The organism is Rhizobium sp. 10N427 (assembly GCF_056394605.1).
Genome location: NZ_JBFTID010000028.1, coordinates 1 through 17,636, shown reverse-complemented (window position 1 = coordinate 17,636; position 17,636 = coordinate 1). Strand labels below are relative to the sequence as shown.

Genomic DNA, 17,636 nt, shown 5'->3' with positions numbered 1-17,636 from the left:
AGGAATCGGCGATTGCAGACGAAATCCGCAGCAAGCGGATTCGAGTTTACGAATCGTTACATATTCAAAGGACCGCCCGATGATCACCAGCCCCGACAACGACAACAACTCCGAAGGCCCGATGGTCTTCATCATTATCGGCAAGGGTTATGAGTCGGACGGCAGCGAAGGCGTCGACCTGCATATCATGCTGAGAGCCGCCGATGACGACACCGCCGTGCGCGAGGCGCTGAACGCGCTGTCCGAGGAAGGCTTCATCGAGGCCGATCTCGACCAGATCGGCATGCTGACCGAAGTGCCTGAAGAAGAGCCGCACGCGTCTGCCTATCAGGGCGCGCTGGACGGCGAGGTTTCGATCATCCGGTTCAACTAAGAATGAACGTGACGCCGGACGCGCTGAAAGTCATGATCTACGCGACCTGGCGCGACCGTCTTCTGGTTTTCGACGAACCTGATTTTCCCGAGGTCGAATTCCAGGTGCCGGGTGGCACAGTCGAGCACGGCGAAGAGTTCGCCGAAGCAGCCGCCAGGGAATTCACCGAGGAGACTGGCGTCGCGCCGGAATCCCCTCTCCTGCCGCTGGCGATCGACGACTACCGCTTCACCCGCAATGGCCGCACGGTCTGGCATCGAAGGCACTATTATATGGTGCCGCTACACGGCCCACATCCCGAGACGTGGCTTCATCAGGAGATGACACCGTTCGACGGTGGGTCACCTATCGTATTTCGGTTCAGTTGGATGAGCCTGACAGCCGCCGGGGCGCAGCTTGGATATGGAATGGAGCGCTGCCTCCACTTGTTGCCATCCTCCTGCTGACGAACCAGCGGCGGCGATTATGCCGCAGGCTCTGACGCCGTTCTGTCATCTTCGCCAAACAATCCTCGGTTACCCGCGAGGTGCATTTCATTGCCCCAAACGGAGTCCCCCCAAATGCGTACTGTCTCGAAATTCCTGGCTCTCGGCCTTGCCACTGCCGTTGCGTTTGCTGCGCCGGCTTTTGCCGAAGACAAGGCAAAGCCCTTTACCGACAATACCGAAGTCAACCTTCTGAACTTGCTTCCGCCGCCGCCTGCCAATGATTCCGCCAAGACCAAGGCCGAGATCGGCGAGCTTCTCTCGATCCAGGTCACCCGCACGCCGGAGATGGAAGCTCAGGCCGTTGCCGATGCCGAGGAGAATGTCTGGCGTTTCAGCGACGTCATCGACAATCCGAAATTCACCAAGGAAAACCTGCCGAAGTTTTCGGCCTTCTTCGACCGCATCGTCGAGACCGAAGCCGCCGTCGTCGACCCAGCGAAGGACGTCTGGAAGCGCCCGCGCCCTCACCTGCTCTATCCCGAGCTCGTCAAGCCAGTCGTGCCACTCTCGAAGTCCGGCTCCTACCCGTCCGGCCACACGACGCTCGGCACGCTGATGGGCGTCGTCCTGTCGAACATGGTTCCCGAAAAGAAGGATGCCATCATGGCCCGCGCCTGGGCCTATGGCTGGAACCGCGTCATCGGCGGCATCCACTACCCGACGGATATCGAGGCCGGCCGTATCGCCGGTATCGCCACCGCACAGACGATCATGCAGCATGACGACTATAAGGCCGAATACGAAGCAGCCCGCACTGAACTGCGCACCGTCCTCGGCCTCTGACATCCGCACGTCTGCCGAAAGGGCCGTAATTCGACTGCGGCCCTTTTTGCATGCCTGCGGTCTCAAGCGGTCAACAAAAAACCGCCCGGATCGCTCCGGGCGGTTTTGATTTCTGCAGTCGAACCTGCCGTTATTCGGCGGCAGGCGCGCTTTCGTTTGCCATGTCCTGCAGCATCGGCGTTGCCGAGTCTGCACCCGTGCCCTTGCGGCGCTCTTCGAGGATCAGCTCGTCGCGCGACGTGGCGATACGGCGGATCTGGGTCATGGTGCCACCGGTACCGGCCGGGATAAGGCGGCCGACGATGACATTTTCCTTGAGGCCCTGGAGACCGTCGGTCTTGCCGGCGATCGCAGCTTCCGTGAGCACCTTCGTCGTTTCCTGGAAGGACGCGGCGGAGATGAAGGACGGGGTCTGCAGCGATGCCTTGGTGATACCGAGAAGAACCGGGTCACCGTAGGCAGGCTTCTTGCCCTGTTCGATCAGGCCGTCATTGACGTCCTCGAGCTCGATACGGTCGATGTTGTCACCGACGATATAGGTCGAGTCGCCTGCATCGGTGATTTCCACCTTCTGCAGCATCTGACGGACAATCACTTCGATGTGCTTGTCGTTGATGACAACGCCCTGCAAGCGGTAGACTTCCTGGATTTCGTTGACCAGGTACGAAGCAAGTGCTTCGACGCCCTTGATCGCCAGGATATCGTGCGGAGCCGGGTTACCGTCGAGGATGTAGTCACCCTTTTCGATATAGTCGCCTTCCTGAAGGTGGAAGGGCTTGCCCTTCGGGATCAGGTATTCGACAGGCTCGACACCGTCTTCCGCCGGCTCGATGATGACGCGGCGCTTGTTCTTGTAGTCGCGGCCGAGGCGGATCGTACCATCGATCTCAGCGATGATGGCGTGGTCCTTCGGACGGCGGGCTTCGAACAGTTCGGCAACGCGCGGCAGACCGCCGGTGATGTCCTTGGTCTTGGCGCTTTCGAGCGGCGAACGTGCAAGCACGTCACCCTGCGAAACCTTCGTGCCCGGCTCGACCGACAGGATCGCGTCAACCGAGAGCAGGAAGCGGGCGTCACCACCACGCGACAGCTTCATGACGTTGCCGCTGGCATCCTTGATGACGATAGCAGGCTTCAGATCCGAACCGCGGGGGGTCGAACGCCAGTCGATAACCTGACGCTTGGTGATACCCGTGGATTCGTCGGTCGCTTCGAGAACGGAGATACCGTCGACGAGGTCTTCGAACTGAACGGTACCGGCCACTTCCGTCATCATCGGACGGGTGTATGGGTCCCACTCTGCCAGACGCTGACCGCGTTTGACCTTGTCACCATCATCGACATGGATCTTCGAACCGTAGGCAACGCGCTGCGAGGAGCGCTCGACACCGCGTTCGTCCAGGATCTGGACCGCCATGTTGCGGCCCATGGCGACGAGAACGCCGTCCGAGTTGCGCAGCATGTTGCGGTTCTTCATCTGAACCGTACCTTCGTACGAAGCTTCCAGGAACGACTGGTCGACCACCGTTGCCGTGCCACCAAGGTGGAACGTACGCATGGTGAGCTGGGTGCCCGGTTCGCCGATCGACTGAGCAGCGATAACGCCGACCGCTTCGCCCATGTTGACAGGGGTACCGCGCGCCAGGTCTCGGCCGTAGCAGATCGAGCAAACGCCGGTCTGAACTTCGCAGGTCAGTGCCGAGCGGATGCGGATCGACTGGATACCGGCCTTTTCGATCTCGATGACATCGGGCTCGAGGATCATCTTTCCGGCATCGACGATCCGATCGCCGGTCACCGGATGATCGATATCGTCAAGCGCGGTACGGCCAAGGACGCGAACGCCGATGGAAGCAACGACCTGACCGGCATCGACGATCGCCGTCATGGTGAGGCCCTTGTCGGTGCCGCAATCCACGAGGTTGACGATGCAATCCTGCGCGACGTCAACGAGACGGCGAGTCAGGTAACCGGAGTTAGCGGTCTTCAGAGCCGTGTCTGCGAGACCCTTACGGGCACCGTGGGTCGAGTTGAAGTACTCGTTGACGGTCAGACCTTCCTTGAAGTTCGACGTGATCGGCGTTTCGATGATTTCGCCCGACGGCTTGGCCATGAGGCCACGCATGCCGCCCAGCTGACGCATCTGGTTCGGAGAACCGCGGGCGCCGGAGTGCGACATCATGTAGATGGCGTTCATCGGCTTCTGACGGCCGGTGTTCGGATCGAATTCGACGGCCTTAATGCGGGCCATCATATCTTCGGCGACCTTTTCGGTTGCCTTGCCCCAGGCGTCGACGACCTTGTTGTACTTTTCGCCCTGAGTGATCAGGCCGTCATTGTACTGCTGCTCGTATTCCTTGACCAGGTTTTCGGTGTCACCGACGATCTTGGCCTTGGTTTCCGGAATGACCATGTCGTCCTTGCCGAACGAGATGCCGGCGCGGCAAGCATGGCTGAAGCCGAGCTGCATGATGCGGTCGCAGAAAATGACCGTGTCCTTCTGACCGCAGTGACGGTAGACCGCGTCGATCATCTTGGAGATGTTCTTCTTGGTCATTTCCTGGTTGCAGATGTCGAAGGTTACCTTGCCGTTCTTCGGCAGGAGTTCGCCGATGAGCAGACGGCCAGGCGTCGTTTCATAGATCTTCGAGTACGGCTTGCCGTCCTCGCCGATCGACTTGAAGCGGCCGCGGATCTTGGTGTGCAGCGTCACGACCTTGGTTTCGAGCGCGTGATGCAGCTCGCCGAGATCGGAGAAGGCCATGCCTTCGCCCGGCTCGTTCTGGTTCAGGATCGAGAGGTAGTACAGGCCGAGAACCATGTCCTGCGACGGAACGATGATCGGTGCACCGTTTGCAGGGTGCAGGATGTTGTTCGTCGACATCATCAGAACGCGGGCTTCGAGCTGGGCTTCGAGCGACAGCGGCACGTGAACGGCCATCTGGTCACCGTCGAAGTCGGCGTTGAAGGCCGTGCAGACGAGCGGGTGCAGCTGGATGGCCTTGCCTTCGACCAGGGTAGGTTCGAAGGCCTGGATACCCAGGCGGTGCAGCGTCGGTGCGCGGTTCAGGAGAACCGGATGCTCGCGAATGACCTCGTCGAGGATATCCCAGACTTCCGGCTTTTCCTTTTCGACCAGCTTCTTGGCCTGCTTGACGGTCGAGGAGTAACCCTTGGCGTCGAGGCGGGCGTAGATGAACGGCTTGAAGAGCTCGAGCGCCATCTTCTTCGGAAGGCCGCACTGGTGCAGCTTCAGTTCCGGACCCGTCACGATGACCGAACGGCCGGAATAGTCGACGCGCTTGCCGAGCAGGTTCTGGCGGAAGCGGCCCTGCTTGCCCTTGAGCATGTCGGACAGCGACTTCAGCGGACGCTTGTTGGCGCCGGTGATGACGCGGCCACGGCGGCCGTTATCGAAGAGCGCGTCCACAGATTCCTGCAGCATGCGCTTTTCGTTGCGGATGATGATGCCCGGAGCGCGCAGTTCGATCAGGCGCTTCAGACGGTTGTTACGGTTGATGACGCGGCGGTAGAGATCGTTCAGGTCAGACGTCGCGAAACGGCCGCCATCCAGCGGAACCAGCGGACGCAGGTCCGGCGGGATGACCGGGACGACCTTCATGATCATCCATTCCGGACGGTTGCCCGATTCCATGAAGTTCTCGACGATCTTCAGGCGCTTCATCAGCTTCTTCTGCTTGAGATCCGACGTGGTGTCGGCGAGATCCGAGCGCAGGTCGCCCGCAATCTTCTCAAGGTTCATGGAAGCCAGCATTTCGAAGATGGCTTCAGCGCCGATCATCGCGGTGAATTGGTCTTCGCCGTATTCGTCGACAGCCAGCATGTACTCTTCTTCGGAGAGCAGCTGGTGCTCCTTCAGAGCAGTCAGGCCCGGCTCGGTGACGATGTAGTTTTCGAAGTAGAGAACGCGCTCTACATCCTTCAGTGTCATGTCGAGCAGCGTCGAGATGCGCGACGGAAGCGACTTGAGGAACCAGATATGGGCAACGGGAGCGGCGAGCTCGATGTGGCCCATGCGCTCGCGGCGAACACGCGACAGCGTTACTTCAACGCCGCACTTTTCGCAGATGATGCCCTTGTACTTCATGCGCTTGTACTTGCCGCACAGGCATTCGTAGTCCTTGATCGGCCCGAAAATGCGCGCGCAGAAGAGACCGTCACGTTCCGGCTTGAACGTACGGTAGTTGATGGTTTCCGGCTTCTTGATCTCACCGTAGGACCAGGAGAGGATCTTCTCCGGAGATGCGATAGAAATTCGAATGCTATCGAAATTCTGCGCAGGCACCTGCGGATTGAAAAGATTCATGACCTCTTGGTTCATGCCTGTCTCCTTCATGGGCGGATGCGCCCTTATCTTGCTATGGCCGGCGGCAAATCCCGGGAGCCGCGCCAACGCTCAAAACGACAATAACCGCGAAATGCGGCGAAATCGTCCCTGCCCGGCCAACACGTTACGGGGCCAGAGCGGGAACGGTGTGCGCTGATTACAGCGCACACCCTATCAGATGGTTACTCAGCAGCATCAGGCAGCTGGTTCGCCTGCTGTTCGTCGAGCTTGGAATTCTCCAGTTCGACCGACAGACCGAGCGAGCGCATTTCCTTGACGAGAACGTTGAAGCTTTCGGGGATACCCGCTTCGAACGTATCGTCGCCACGGACGATGGCTTCGTAGACCTTGGTACGGCCGGCGACGTCGTCCGACTTGACCGTGAGCATTTCCTGCAGCGTGTAAGCCGCACCATATGCCTCCAGTGCCCAGACTTCCATTTCGCCGAAGCGCTGACCGCCGAACTGCGCCTTGCCGCCCAGCGGCTGCTGGGTAACGAGCGAGTAAGGACCGATCGAACGGGCGTGGATCTTGTCGTCGACCAAGTGGTTCAGCTTCAGCATGTAGATGTAGCCAACCGTGACCTGGCGGTCGAACTGCTCGCCCGTACGACCGTCGTAAAGGGTCGACTGACCGCTTTCCTTCAGGCCGGCCAGAGCCAGCATCTCGTTGACATCACCTTCGTGCGCACCGTCGAACACCGGCGTTGCGATCGAAACGCCACGCTTCCACTGGTCTGCCAGACGCAGGACCGAGTCATCGTCGAAGTCCTTGACCTGTTCGGCCTTCGGACCGTCGCCGACAACGTCGCCGATCGTCTTGCGCAGCGGAGCGATGTTGCCGCTCGCCTTGTAGGCTTCCAGCATGTCGCCGATCTGGCGGCCCATGCCGGCGCAAGCCCAGCCGAGATGCGTTTCGAGAATCTGACCGACATTCATGCGCGAAGGCACGCCGAGCGGGTTCAGAACGACGTCGACATGCGTACCGTCTTCGAGGAACGGCATGTCTTCGACCGGCACGATACGCGACACGACACCCTTGTTGCCGTGACGGCCGGCCATCTTGTCGCCTGGCTGGATCTTGCGCTTAACAGCAACGAAGACCTTGACCATCTTCATGACGCCCGGAGGCATTTCGTCGCCGCGCTGGACCTTCTCGACCTTGTCCATGAAGCGCTGTTCAAGGCGCGACTTGGATTCGTCGTACTGGCCACGCAGGGCTTCGAGTTCGCTCTGAACCTTCTCGTCTTCGACCGCAAACATCCACCACTGCGAGCGCGGATATTCGGAAACGACGGAGTTCGAAAGCTCAGTGCCCTTCTTGAAGCCCTTCGGGCCCGCGATGGACATCTGGCCGCGAAGCATCTCGATCAGACGGCCGTAGACGTTACGGTCGAGGATCGCCTGTTCGTCGTCGCGGTCCTTTGCAAGACGCTCGATCTCTTCGCGCTCGATTGCCATCGCGCGCTCGTCTTTTTCAACGCCGTGGCGGTTGAAGACGCGCACTTCGACGATCGTGCCGTAGGTGCCGGGCGGCATGCGCATGGACGTGTCGCGCACGTCGGACGCCTTTTCACCGAAGATGGCGCGCAGAAGCTTTTCTTCCGGCGTCATCGGGCTTTCGCCCTTCGGCGTGATCTTGCCGACGAGGATATCGCCCGGCTGAACTTCGGCGCCGATGTAGACAATACCGGCTTCGTCGAGGTTCTTCAGCGCTTCTTCCGAGACGTTCGGAATGTCGCGCGTGATTTCTTCCGGACCAAGCTTGGTGTCACGCGCCATCACTTCGAATTCTTCGATGTGGATGGAGGTGAACACGTCGTCAGCAACGATACGCTCGGAGAGCAGGATCGAGTCTTCGTAGTTGTAGCCGTTCCACGGCATGAACGCGACGAGCGCGTTACGGCCGAGAGCGAGATCGCCCAGATCCGTGGACGGACCGTCGGCGAGGATGTCGCCGCGGTTGACCTCGTCACCGACGGTGACCAGCGGACGCTGGTTGACGCAGGTGTTCTGGTTCGAACGCTGGAACTTCTGCAGGCGGTAGATATCGACGCCGGACTTGCCAGCTTCGAGGTCTTCCGTTGCACGGATAACGATACGCGTCGCGTCGACCTGGTCGACCACGCCGCCGCGGCGGGCGCCGATAGCAGCGCCGGAGTCGCGGGCAACAACCGGCTCCATGCCGGTGCCGACGAACGGAGCTTCAGCACGCAGCAGCGGAACGGCCTGACGCTGCATGTTCGAGCCCATGAGAGCGCGGTTGGCGTCGTCGTTTTCCAGGAACGGGATGAGAGCGGCAGCAACCGAAACAACCTGCTTCGGCGAGACGTCCATCAGGTTCATGCTGTCGCGGGGCGCGAGCATAACTTCGTTGGCATGACGGCAGACGACGAATTCGTCGACGAAGGAACCATCCTTGTCGAGTTCGGCGTTGGCCTGGGCAACGTAGTACTTCGCTTCTTCCATGGCAGAGAGGTAGAGAACGTCGTTCGTTACCTTGCCATCGACGATCTTGCGGTACGGGCTTTCGATGAAGCCGTACTTGTTGACGCGTGCGAAAGTTGCCAGCGAGTTGATCAGACCGATGTTCGGGCCTTCAGGCGTTTCGATCGGGCAAATACGGCCGTAGTGCGTCGGGTGAACGTCGCGGACTTCGAAGCCTGCGCGCTCGCGGGTCAGACCACCCGGACCAAGAGCCGAGAGACGGCGCTTGTGGGTGATTTCCGAAAGCGGGTTCACCTGGTCCATGAACTGCGACAGCTGCGAGGAGCCGAAGAATTCGCGGACGGCAGCAGCTGCCGGCTTGGCGTTGATCAGGTCCTGCGGCATGACCGTGTCGATTTCGATCGAGGACATACGTTCCTTGATCGCGCGCTCCATGCGGAGCAGGCCGAGACGGTACTGGTTTTCCATCAATTCGCCGACGGAGCGAACGCGACGGTTGCCGAGATTGTCGATGTCGTCGATTTCGCCCTTACCGTCGCGCAGTTCGACCAGCATCTTGACCACGGCCAAGATGTCGTCCTTGCGCAGGATGCGGACGGTGTCTTCGACCGAGAGGTCGAGACGCATGTTCATCTTCACGCGGCCGACGGCGGAGAGATCGTAACGCTCCGCATCGAAGAACAGCGAGTTGAACATGGCTTCGGCCGAATCCATGGTCGGCGGTTCACCCGGACGCATCACGCGGTAGATATCGAACAGAGCGTCCTGACGGTTCTCGTTCTTGTCTGCCGACAGCGTGTTGCGGATGTAGGCGCCGACATTGATGTGGTCGATGCCGAGAACCGGGATTTCCTCGAAACCGTGGTCGAGGATGACCTTGAGGGTCTTCTCGTCGATTTCGTCGCCGGCTTCGAGATAAATCTCGCCCGTCGAATAGTTGACGATGTCTTCGGCAAGGTAGTTGCCGTACAGGTCTTCGTCGGTCGCCTTCAGGGCCTTCAGGCCCTTGTCGGAGAGCTGGCGGAGCAGACGCGGGGTCAGCTTCTTGCCGGCTTCGACAACGACTTCGCCGGTGTCGGCGTCGACCATTTCGGTGATCGCCTTGGCACCCTTGAGGGTTTCCGGCTGGTAGGGAATGCGCCAGCCATCGCCGGCACGCTTGTAGAGCGACTTGGTGTAGAAGGTATCGAGGATTTCCTCGCCGTCCATGCCGAGGGCCATCAGCAGCGACGACACCGGAATCTTGCGGCGGCGGTCGATACGGGCATAGACGATGTCCTTGGCGTCGAATTCGATGTCGAGCCAGGAACCACGATACGGGATGACGCGGGCAGCGAAGAGCAGCTTGCCGGAAGAATGGCTCTTGCCCTTGTCGTGGTCGAAGAAGACGCCCGGCGAACGGTGCATCTGAGACACGATAACGCGCTCGGTGCCGTTCACGATGAACGTGCCGTTGTTGGTCATGAGCGGCATGTCGCCCATGTAGACGGACTGTTCCTTGATGTCCTTGATCGACTTGGCGCCCGTATCCTCATCGATATCGAACACGATGAGACGGAGAGTAACCTTCAGCGGCGCAGCGTAGGTCAGGTCGCGCTGGCGGCACTCGTCGACGTCGAACTTCGGCGGTTCGAATTCATAGGACACGAATTCCAGCATCGAGGCGCCGGAGAAATCGGTGATCGGGAAGACGGACTTGAAGACGGCCTGGAGGCCTTCGTCAGGGCGGCCGCCCTTCGGTTCTTCTACCATCAGGAACTGGTCGTAGGACGCCTTCTGAACCTCGATGAGGTTCGGCATCTCTGCGACTTCGGGGATTTTACCAAAAAACTTGCGTACGCGCCTACGACCATTGAACGAAAGGGTCTGAGCCATCGTCGCTCCTTCAAAAATTGCATCCGGGCCTGCAACGGACGGGAACCGATGGCCAGTCGACCCCGTCAAGCAATGGGTTGGTTCAAACTCGTCTCACTTCCCGAAACCACCAGGCCGGATTGCCTGCGTGTCCCGGTTCGAGACCATCCTCTTGAAGAACCCATTACCCAAAAGCCGTTTTCACGCGGCTTTTGGGTAATTCGTTCCGGAAAACGGCAAATGGGAGACGGCAAACGCCGCCTCCCAGATGCAGTTCAAGATTACTTGACGTCGGCCTTTGCGCCAGCGTCTTCAAGCTTCTTCTTGATGTCAGCTGCTTCAGCCTTGGAAACGGCTTCCTTGACAGCCTTCGGAGCGCCTTCGACGAGGTCCTTGGCTTCCTTGAGGCCGAGGCCGGTGATAGCGCGGACTTCCTTGATGACGTTGATCTTGTTCGCGCCGGCATCCGTGAGGATGACGTCGAACTCGGTCTTTTCTTCTTCAACGACAGCAGCAGCGCCACCGCCAGCAGCAGCAGCAACAGCTACCGGAGCAGCAGCGGAAACGCCCCACTTTTCTTCGAGAAGCTTGGACAGTTCTGCAGCTTCCAGAACGGTCAGTGCAGAGAGGTCTTCAACGATCTTTACGAGATCAGCCATGTTATCAGTTCCTTTTGTTCGGTTCGAACCGGTGTTTTATAAACAGCAAAAAACCGCCTTATGCGGCTTCGTCCTTCTTGGCGTAAGCCGAGAACACGCGAGCAAGCTGGCTTGCCGGTGCTGCAACAACGCCTGCGATGCGGGTAGCCGGAGTCTGGATCATGCCCAGCAGCTTTGCACGCAGTTCGTCCAACGACGGCAGGGTCGCAAGCGACTTGACTGCATCGGCGTTGAGCGTGGTTGTTCCCATGGCGCCGCCCAAAACAACGATCTTATCGTTGGTCTTGGCGAAATCCACGACGACTTTCGGAGCAGTGATCGGGTCATTGCTGTATGCAATGAGCGTCTGACCTGTGAAGAGACCAGAGATCCCTTCTGCTTCCGTACCCTGAAGGGCGATCTTGGCCAGGCGGTTCTTCGCGACTTTGACGGTACCGCCAGCTGCGCGCATCTTTGAACGGAAGTCGTTCATCTGCGCGACTGTAGCACCAGCATAGTGGGCCACGACAACCGAGCCCGAAGCCTTGAAGACTTCGTTCAGTTCCGTGACGAATTCGCGTTTTTCCGCTCTTTCCACTGCCTATCTCCAGTTGGCAGGTCCGTTTGACGGGGCCTGCCGGGTTGCCTTTTGCCTCCTGAGATCAGAAGCGATCCCAAGCGACGCTTCAGGATCCTGTCCCCTCGCGCTCCGCGCCACTCAAGGCTAGGAGGACAAGGCATCCAAGGCTCGAACCAAATCGATCGAAGCTAAGCTTCATGCAATTCGGGTCTTACCCGTCTCATGCAGGCTTAAGTGATTAAGGGATAACCACCTGCAATCTCGGACAGGATTCCGGATTTCTCCGGAATATCCCGGCCCCTTGCGAGGCCGGAATGCATGCTGCCGGGCCTAGGCCCGGCAAATTCGTTAGGCGGCCGGAGCGGTGACCGAGCCGAGCTCGATCTTGACGCCCGGACCCATGGTCGAAGAGATCGCTACGCGCTTGACGTAGTTGCCCTTGGCGCCAGCCGGCTTTGCCTTGATGACGGCGTCAGCGAAGGCGCGGATGTTTTCTTCCAGAGCCTTGGCTTCGAACGAGGCCTTGCCGATACCGGCGTGGACGATACCAGCCTTTTCGACGCGGAACTCGACGGCGCCGCCCTTGGAAGCCTTGACGGCACCCGTGACGTCCATCGTAACCGTCCCGACCTTCGGGTTCGGCATCATGCCGCGCGGGCCGAGAACCTTACCGAGACGGCCGACGAGCGGCATCATGTCGGGGGTCGCGATAACGCGGTCGAAGTCGATCTTGCCGCCCTGGACGATATCGACCAGATCTTCGGCGCCGACGATGTCTGCGCCTGCAGCCTTGGCTTCATCAGCCTTGGCACCGCGGGCGAAAACAGCAACGCGAACGTCGCGGCCGGTGCCGTTCGGCAGGTTGACGACGCCGCGGACCATCTGGTCTGCGTGACGCGGGTCAACACCGAGGTTCATCGAGATTTCGATGGTCTCGTCGAACTTGGCGACAGCACGCTCCTTGACCATGCCGATGGCGAGGCCGAGTGTGTAGAGCTTCGTGGGATCAACACCTTCGTTGATCTTCTTGGTGCGCTTGCCTGACATGGTCTTAACCTACCACTTCCAGGCCCATGGCGCGGGCAGAGCCCTCAATCATCGCCATTGCACCTTCGATATCCGCTGCGTTGAGATCCTTCATCTTGGCTTCGGCGATCGACTTGATCTGAGCCTTGGTGAGCTTGCCGGCGTTGGCGCCCTTGCCAGGCGTCTTCGAACCGGACGTGATCTTCGCTTCCTTCTTCAGGAAGTAGCTGACCGGCGGCTGCTTCATGACGAAGGTAAAGGACTTGTCCTGGTAATAGGTGATGACGACCGGGATCGGCATACCCTTTTCCATTTCCTGCGTAGCCGCATTGAACGACTTGCAGAATTCCATGATGTTAATGCCACGCTGACCAAGCGCCGGGCCGATTGGCGGGGACGGGTTAGCCGATCCTGCCTTGACCTGAAGCTTGAGCTGGCCTGCAACTTTCTTAGCCATAACTCTCTGCCTTTCATTGATAGCCGGTTGCCCGGCCCTTGATGCCGGATCGCTCCGGCGGCTGCGGTTGCGTGGTGCGGAATATCGAGGTCCGGCTAAGGCCCCTCACCTTCCACGCGATTTGCGGTTTTCACCGCACACGAGCGAGCCTTGGCGACTCACCCGCAACTCAGACCTTCTCGACCTGAGCGTATTCCAGCTCGACCGGCGTAGCGCGGCCGAAAATCGAAACTTCCACCTTCAGGCGCGAACGCTCTTCATCGACATCCTGAACCGTGCCGTTGAACGACGCGAACGGACCATCGGAAACGCGAACCTGCTCGCCGATCTCGAAGCTGACCGAAGCCTTCGGACGCTCGACACCTTCCTGCACCTGACCGAGAATACGGTCGGCCTCGGAATCCGGGATCGGAACGGGCTTGTTGTCGGAGCCCAGGAAGCCCGTGACCTTCGGCGTGTTCTTGATCAGGTGGTAGGCTTCATCCGTCAGGTTCGCACGAACCATGACGTAGCCCGGGAAGAACTTGCGCTCGCTGTCGACCTTGCGGCCACGGCGCACTTCAACCACCTTTTCGGTCGGCACGAGGATCTTCTCGAACAGGTGCTCAAGCCCCTTCTGGCGAGCCTTGTTCTCGATGTCCTCAGCGACCTTCTTTTCAAAATTCGAATACGCGTGGACGATGTACCAACGTGCCGCCATCTTCTATCTCCACCCGATCAGTTGCTGATGTTGAGCACGAAGCTCAGGAGCCAGCTGATGAGCTGGTCGGCAGCAAAGAAAAACAGCGCGGCGAAAACCACCATTACGAGAACCATGATCGTCGAGATCATCGTCTCGCGGCGCGACGGCCAGGTGACCTTGGCCGTTTCCGACCGCACCTGCTGAAGAAACGTAAATGGATTGGATTTGGATGCCATCACTGCCCACGCAATTACGGCGCGTAAAGCTGAAACTATCAGCCCCACGCACCGCGTGTCTGTTGAACCCTACATAAACACCGATTCCCGATTGCACAAGAGGGGAACCGAAGTTTAACGAAATTAGCGGATGCACGGCGTTTCAGCCTCAAAGGCTGCGCCGGGTGTTCGCCAAGCGCGGAAATCCCGCATCTGGCCGCCCTGTTACCATAAGCCATCCGTGCATTGCAATGCGCGACCAGCATCTTTTATGGACAGCAGCAAAGCCTAGCGAGTTCGACTCTCGTAGAGAGACGCTTCAATGATACCAAAGTGAAATTCCGCAACGAGTGTTCCTCTCGATGCGACCACGCGGCGGACGGAGCCATCTGGATCGTAGATACCGATACCGCGGGTGACGAGCCAGATCCGGCCGGGATTGCCGAGCTTGCGCTCAAGACCATCGATGTCCGCAAGCTCGATCGCCGGCGCTCCGAGGTTTGCAACATATCGGCGCCCGCCGGCCGGGGAAAGATACGGAAACGGTCCGGGAACGTAGGTGACAGGCGGAAAATCCGGCACTCCGGCATAGTATTCAAAACCGACACTGAGCTCGTTCGGAACCACGATAACGGCATCGCCAGGTTTCGCCTGCGCCATGATCTCCCGGCTCAATGCTCGAAAGTTGTCCATCGGCTCCTCCGCATATCCTGCGATCACAACCTGGAGGCTCGATGCCAGCAGAATGGCGCAAATCACCGCCCGCACCGGAACGCTCGTCGTGACGGCGACAACACAGCATGCGACGAACACCATCAATGGCGGCGCCATCCAGCTGAACAACCGGTCAATGTAGATTGGCTTCACGGTGAAACTGACGGCCAGAACGAGGCAGAGCGGCAACATCAACGTGATCGAGAGCAACGCCGTTAGCGGCCGGTCACGACGCCATAAGGCCCATGCGCCGCCGATTGCCAAGGGACATACGATAAACGCGGGCGGAAGGCCGCCACCGGCCAATATCCAGGCAGTGACCAAATCATGCGGTGATGAGCTTATCCAAAACTGCATTGCACTGAAGCTTTGGCTCTGATGAATAAACCAGGGCAGGAACGGCGCCCAGACTGCAAGGGCGCCAATGCCAGCAACAATAGCGACAGCCAGCGCCCGCAGCCGCAACGCCGGTTCCAGCAGTAAGATCGATATAAATAAAGCGCACCATACGCCGAACAGAACAAAGACAGCGGTGTTGTGGCACCACAGGACCAAGCCACCCGACAACGAAAGTATAACCGCAAGAGCTGTCGTTGGCGTTTTGCGGAAGACGTCTTGGCTGCGGGCCGCCGTTAGAATGCCGGCCGCAGCAAGCAAAGTCGCCGTGACCGCAAGCGTTTCAAGCGCATAGGGTCGGGCCTCCTGGGCATATTTTATACTTCCTGCGTTGGCTGCAAGGAAAAGACCAGCAAGCAGCGACACCACCTCGCCATCTCGTCCAACCCGCAACAGCCGGCCGGAAATGGAGAGCAGGAGAACGGTCAACACGCTTACAAGGACCGAGAGGCTGCGGAGCGCATCCTCACTGGCGCCAAACATACCGCGCCAGCCTTTCAAGAGCGTATAGTAGAGAGGCGGGTGCGTTTCGTATTGCGGCACCTTTGTCCAGAGCTCCTGGAGCGGACGGGCCGAGAACCAGGCACTGTAGGCCTCGTCCAACCAGAGGGAACGGGTCGCCAATGAGGGGATCCTCAAACCGACGGCAATCAACAGGATAGCGAACGCGCTGGCCCAAAACAGCGTCGTATTGAGCGTCTTGCGGGGCACGTAGGAGCTGACGCCAGGCAGCAGCGAGACTTCGTTGCGTGATCGATCAGCGGGAGCGCTCATGCCCTGCTCCCGTAGCGGCCCCTCACGACGTAAATGGGCCGCTGCTTCGCCTCGAAATAAATATGGACGACAAGCTCATCGATCACACGTGTGAAGAACCGCGGCAAAACCTCTTGCTCGTTGAAGCAGGGAAAGACCAGCGACAGCAATGGTAAGGACTGGTCCTTGCCTGCAATAGGATCGGTGACGCCGACCGGTTTCAGCGCATCGACCAATACCGATCGTGACGCCCTGCCAGCCTTCGGCGATCGCGTTTTTGTCTTTTCTGGATTCACGTCCATCTCCGGCGCCATTCCGATCGCCGGTGCTCGCAGGGATTCGTCAAGCAAACGGCCGGAAAACATCCAGCCGAGAATATTCAAGTAAATGATAAGGAAGTCTGAAAATGGCAGGGGCAGAGGGGCTCGAACCCACGGCCTGCGGTTTTGGAGACCGCCGCTCTACCAACTGAGCTATACCCCTTTACGCTTTGCATTCAGCTTGTTGACCTCAAGGCCTCGAAGCACCGTTTAAAGCATGGCGCACCCTTTAAGACGGCTGCGCGGGATTGGCAAGTGCGTTTTTCCATTTTTTCCAACACCGCGCCGCCGTTCCGCTTCGGCTTTACGCCTTCACGTATTTCCGCCAGTCGTGCTCTTCCCTGAAGCCCAGCACTTCCCGGATCTTGCGGTTGGAAAGCAGGCCCTCGTATTCGCCGATCTCGCGGGTGAACGGAACATTGGGGAAAAAGCGTTGCGCCAGTTCCCGCGACGGCGTGTTGGCGGACACCGTATCGTTGGCGGCGTTGAACACCTGATAGCCCAGCCCGTCCTTCTCGATGCAGAGATGGCAGATCTGCCCGAGGTCGCGGGCATCGATATAGCTCCAGGCGATGCGCTTGCGTATTTCCGGATTGGCGAAGAATTCCGGGAACTTCTGATATTCGTGCGGCTCGATGACATTGCCGATGCGCAGCGCATAGATATCGGCGCCCGAGCGCTCGGCAAAGGCGCGCGCCGTCTTCTCGTTGATCACTTTGGAGAGGCCGTAGGAATCCATCGGGTTGACGTCGTAGTCTTCGTCCAGCGGGAACTGGTGGAAGTCGCGATGCCCCTCGGCAAAACAGACGCCGTAGGTCGTCTCGCTGGAGGCGACGACGATCTTGCGGATGCCGAGCTTCACTGCCGCCTCGATGACATTGTAGGTGCCCATCGTATTGATGCGGAAGGTCTCGTTGTCGGGCTTGATCAGGATGCGCGGGACGGCGGCGAAATGGATGACAGCATCGAAAGGCTGAACGCCCTTCCCTGCTTCCAGATCGGGAAAATCGCGGTGCATCGACAGCGCGTTGAAGACCTGGCCGCTATCGGTGATGTCGGCGATCAGATTGGTGACACCGGGACTGTCGAGTGGCACCAGATCGATATTGTGGACCTCATAGCCCTTGGCGACCAGCCACGGCACCGTATGCCGCCCTGCCTTGCCCGAACCGCCGGTGAAAAGAATGCGCTTCTTCATGAAATATCCTCCGCGTGATGAAAATCGGAGGGATAGATAAAGGCTTTGCAGCCAAGCGCAAGAGCCGCCCGAAAGGCCGGCGTCACCATCGCGTGACAATGAAAAAGGCCCGCTGTTGCCAGCGGGGCCTTTCCAGACTTTCGGTAATCCTGGGATTACTCGATGATCGAGGCGACGATGCCGGCGCCGACGGTACGGCCGCCTTCGCGGATYGCGAAGCGCAGCTTTTCTTCCATCGCGATCGGAACGATCAGCTCGACAACAACGGTGACGTTGTCGCCCGGCATAACCATTTCCGTGCCTTCCGGAAGCGAAACGATACCGGTCACGTCAGTCGTACGGAAGTAGAACTGCGGGCGGTATA

At 59.3% G+C, this 17,636-nt stretch carries 15 protein-coding genes and 1 tRNA gene; 3 read left to right on the top strand and 13 right to left on the bottom strand.

The features are described 5' to 3' along the window. Positions 1–79: 79 nt before the first annotated feature. The 3 genes from AC1DIJ_RS30275 to AC1DIJ_RS30265 all read left to right on the top strand — a co-directional run bounded on the left by AC1DIJ_RS30275 (position 80) and on the right by AC1DIJ_RS30265 (position 1,644). Complete coding sequence (locus tag AC1DIJ_RS30275; RefSeq protein WP_112390806.1) at positions 80–373, top strand: transcriptional regulator; 294 nt, start codon at positions 80–82, stop codon at positions 371–373. Between the two features lie 8 nt (positions 374–381). Beyond that, the gene (locus AC1DIJ_RS30270; protein WP_112390818.1) at positions 382–819 is read left to right on the top strand and encodes an NUDIX domain-containing protein; all 438 of its coding nucleotides are present in this window, start codon (positions 382–384) and stop codon (positions 817–819) included. Between the two features lie 114 nt (positions 820–933). Further along, positions 934–1,644, top strand: a complete 711-nt coding sequence (locus AC1DIJ_RS30265; protein WP_112390807.1) for an acid phosphatase — start codon at positions 934–936, stop codon at positions 1,642–1,644. Between the two features lie 130 nt (positions 1,645–1,774). Here AC1DIJ_RS30265 and rpoC read toward each other — a convergent pair whose 3' ends face one another. The 13 genes from rpoC to AC1DIJ_RS30200 all read right to left on the bottom strand — a co-directional run. After that, positions 1,775–5,986 (bottom strand): DNA-directed RNA polymerase subunit beta', encoded by a 4,212-nt coding sequence (gene rpoC / locus AC1DIJ_RS30260; protein ID WP_112390808.1) that lies wholly within the window; start codon positions 5,984–5,986, stop codon positions 1,775–1,777. Between the two features lie 188 nt (positions 5,987–6,174). Beyond that, entirely contained in the window at positions 6,175–10,314 is a 4,140-nt protein-coding gene (rpoB, locus tag AC1DIJ_RS30255) for a DNA-directed RNA polymerase subunit beta (protein ID WP_112390809.1), read from the bottom strand. A 260-nt stretch (positions 10,315–10,574) separates the two neighbouring features. Then, positions 10,575–10,952 carry a 50S ribosomal protein L7/L12 gene (rplL, locus tag AC1DIJ_RS30250; protein ID WP_112390810.1) on the bottom strand — a complete coding sequence of 126 codons (378 nt, stop codon included), beginning with the start codon at positions 10,950–10,952 and terminating at the stop codon, positions 10,575–10,577. Between the two features lie 58 nt (positions 10,953–11,010). Next, positions 11,011–11,529, bottom strand: a complete 519-nt coding sequence (rplJ, locus tag AC1DIJ_RS30245) for a 50S ribosomal protein L10 (protein WP_016553543.1) — start codon at positions 11,527–11,529, stop codon at positions 11,011–11,013. Positions 11,530–11,859: 330 nt separating this feature from the next. After that, a complete protein-coding gene (gene rplA, locus AC1DIJ_RS30240) occupies positions 11,860–12,558 on the bottom strand; it encodes a 50S ribosomal protein L1 (RefSeq protein WP_112390811.1) in 699 nt (232 codons plus the stop codon). A 4-nt stretch (positions 12,559–12,562) separates the two neighbouring features. Then, positions 12,563–12,994 carry a 50S ribosomal protein L11 gene (gene rplK, locus AC1DIJ_RS30235; RefSeq protein WP_112390812.1) on the bottom strand — a complete coding sequence of 144 codons (432 nt, stop codon included), beginning with the start codon at positions 12,992–12,994 and terminating at the stop codon, positions 12,563–12,565. A gap of 169 nt (positions 12,995–13,163) precedes the next feature. Continuing rightward, positions 13,164–13,694, bottom strand: a complete 531-nt coding sequence (gene nusG / locus AC1DIJ_RS30230; RefSeq protein ID WP_112390813.1) for a transcription termination/antitermination protein NusG — start codon at positions 13,692–13,694, stop codon at positions 13,164–13,166. 17 nt (positions 13,695–13,711) lie between these two features. Beyond that, positions 13,712–13,912 (bottom strand): preprotein translocase subunit SecE, encoded by a 201-nt coding sequence (gene secE, locus AC1DIJ_RS30225; protein WP_112390814.1) that lies wholly within the window; start codon positions 13,910–13,912, stop codon positions 13,712–13,714. 267 nt (positions 13,913–14,179) lie between these two features. Next, the gene (locus AC1DIJ_RS30220) at positions 14,180–15,775 is read right to left on the bottom strand and encodes a glycosyltransferase family 39 protein (protein ID WP_112390815.1); all 1,596 of its coding nucleotides are present in this window, start codon (positions 15,773–15,775) and stop codon (positions 14,180–14,182) included. Next, complete coding sequence (locus AC1DIJ_RS30215; protein ID WP_148194256.1) at positions 15,772–16,137, bottom strand: hypothetical protein; 366 nt, start codon at positions 16,135–16,137, stop codon at positions 15,772–15,774. The genes AC1DIJ_RS30220 and AC1DIJ_RS30215 overlap by 4 nt, the downstream gene beginning before the upstream one ends. Before the next feature lie 24 nt (positions 16,138–16,161). Further along, positions 16,162–16,237 (bottom strand) — tRNA-Trp (locus tag AC1DIJ_RS30210). 141 nt (positions 16,238–16,378) lie between these two features. Then, a complete protein-coding gene (locus AC1DIJ_RS30205; RefSeq protein ID WP_112390817.1) occupies positions 16,379–17,272 on the bottom strand; it encodes an NAD-dependent epimerase/dehydratase family protein in 894 nt (297 codons plus the stop codon). Positions 17,273–17,427: 155 nt separating this feature from the next. Beyond that, a partial coding sequence (locus AC1DIJ_RS30200; RefSeq protein WP_477831752.1) for an EF-Tu C-terminal domain-related protein occupies positions 17,428–17,636 on the bottom strand: 209 nt, incomplete at its 5' end.

Coding starts and splice junctions, on each gene's coding strand:
- AC1DIJ_RS30275 (WP_112390806.1), top strand. CDS start 80: ATGATCACCAGCCCCGACAACGACAACAACTCCGAAGGCCCGATGGTC.
- AC1DIJ_RS30205 (WP_112390817.1), bottom strand. CDS start 17,272: ATGAAGAAGCGCATTCTTTTCACCGGCGGTTCGGGCAAGGCAGGGCGG.
- rplA (WP_112390811.1), bottom strand. CDS start 12,558: ATGTCAGGCAAGCGCACCAAGAAGATCAACGAAGGTGTTGATCCCACG.
- rpoB (WP_112390809.1), bottom strand. CDS start 10,314: ATGGCTCAGACCCTTTCGTTCAATGGTCGTAGGCGCGTACGCAAGTTT.
- rpoC (WP_112390808.1), bottom strand. CDS start 5,986: ATGAACCAAGAGGTCATGAATCTTTTCAATCCGCAGGTGCCTGCGCAG.
- AC1DIJ_RS30265 (WP_112390807.1), top strand. CDS start 934: ATGCGTACTGTCTCGAAATTCCTGGCTCTCGGCCTTGCCACTGCCGTT.
- AC1DIJ_RS30220 (WP_112390815.1), bottom strand. CDS start 15,775: ATGAGCGCTCCCGCTGATCGATCACGCAACGAAGTCTCGCTGCTGCCT.
- rplK (WP_112390812.1), bottom strand. CDS start 12,994: ATGGCTAAGAAAGTTGCAGGCCAGCTCAAGCTTCAGGTCAAGGCAGGA.
- secE (WP_112390814.1), bottom strand. CDS start 13,912: ATGGCATCCAAATCCAATCCATTTACGTTTCTTCAGCAGGTGCGGTCG.
- nusG (WP_112390813.1), bottom strand. CDS start 13,694: ATGGCGGCACGTTGGTACATCGTCCACGCGTATTCGAATTTTGAAAAG.
- rplL (WP_112390810.1), bottom strand. CDS start 10,952: ATGGCTGATCTCGTAAAGATCGTTGAAGACCTCTCTGCACTGACCGTT.